Source organism: Micromonospora sp. AMSO12t, assembly GCF_008806585.1.
Classification (GTDB): Bacteria; Actinomycetota; Actinomycetes; order Mycobacteriales; family Micromonosporaceae; genus Micromonospora; species Micromonospora reichwaldensis.
This window is the reverse complement of the sequence record NZ_WAAS01000552.1, coordinates 1-730: the sequence shown is the minus strand read 5'-3', so window position 1 is coordinate 730 and position 730 is coordinate 1. Positions and strand designations below refer to the sequence as shown.

General features: G+C 73.6%; 1 protein-coding gene. It reads right to left on the bottom strand.

What is annotated here, in order from left to right; genetic code table 11:
- On the bottom strand, positions 1-666 hold a 666-nt coding region (locus tag F6X68_RS32915; RefSeq protein ID WP_151457864.1), incomplete at its 3' end, for a Pr6Pr family membrane protein.
- Between the last annotated feature and the right edge of the window lie 64 nt (positions 667-730).

Sequence of the window (730 nt, the reverse complement as noted above, 5' to 3'; positions counted from 1 at the left end):
GGGGGCGTCCGGGCTGGTCGCGGGGGCGGCCTGCGCCACGGCACGGCGGCCCAGGCCCCGGTCGACGGCGACGAAGAGCAGGCCCAGCAGCCAGAACGCGGCGGCGAAGAAGACCGCGCTGACGGCCACCCCCGCGTAGCCCAGCTCGCCTGCGTCGATGAACGGGTACGGGTACCGGTCCACCACCAGCCCTCTCAGCAGCGCGAAGCCGAGGTATCCGAGGGGGAACGCCAACCACCAGGCCGCGTAGCGCGGGCGGAGCCGGCCCCGGCGGTCGAACAGCGCCCAGTCCGCCACGGCCAGCAGGGGCACGACGGTGTGCAGGAACTGGTTGCCCAGCGCCTCGCCGAGCGTACGGTCGGCCTGCGGCATCGCGAACGGGCTGGCCGGGTTGGCCAACACCAGGTGGTAGACCACGCCGGTGATGGTGATGTAGAGCGTGACCGCGCCCTTGAGCGCCGAGGGCGGCTCGGGCCGGTCCTGGCGGGCCAGCCAGGCGGCGTATCCGGCGAAGAGCCCGACGGCGAGGTTGCTCTGGATGGTGAAGTAGGGCAGCAGGCCGGTGAGCGTGGCGGAACCGAGCGCGGTGAGCACGATCCCGGCCAGCACGCTGATCACGATCGCCAGGCGGAAGACCACCGCCACGCGTCGACGCCGCAGACTCATCGGGGCAAGCTACCAGCCACCCGGAGCCGAGGTCACCGGCCGACGGCACGCGGGCCACGCCGCC